General features: G+C 33.8%; 1 protein-coding gene. It reads right to left on the bottom strand.

Going from position 1 to position 396, the window contains the following annotated elements; translation table 11 throughout:
* Window positions 1-145: 145 nt before the first annotated feature.
* On the bottom strand, window positions 146-396 hold a 251-nt coding region (locus V7137_RS30410; protein ID WP_335701518.1), incomplete at its 5' end, for a GNAT family N-acetyltransferase.

Genomic DNA, 396 nt, shown 5'->3' on the forward strand with positions numbered 1-396 from the left:
TGGATCAGAAGAAGTTTGGGCAGTTATTGTGGCATCAATTCTTGAGTAAATAACTCTGTCCCACAAACGGTTTTTTTCGATTTTTTGGTAAATGCTCCTAAAACCAAACCATTTTAGGGGTAATCGAACGGAAGCTTAATTGGAATCAAAAAACATTCATTAACATTGCTGTTTCATCACAAGAATGGAGTTTAGGACAGTTTATACAATCTTTCCACATTTTTTGAGGTAATTGGTTTTTGTCTACCTGATAAAATCCTAATTTCGAAAAAAATGTAATTTGATATGTTAAAGATATTAGCCTAGTAATTTCCAGGACTTCTGTTTCTTTAATAATTTGTTGTACCAGTGCTTTCCCTATTCCTTTTCCGACATAACCAGGGCTTACGGCTAATG

This window comes from Neobacillus drentensis (assembly GCF_036962765.1).
Taxonomy (GTDB): Bacteria; Bacillota; Bacilli; order Bacillales; family Cytobacillaceae; genus Neobacillus; species Neobacillus drentensis_C.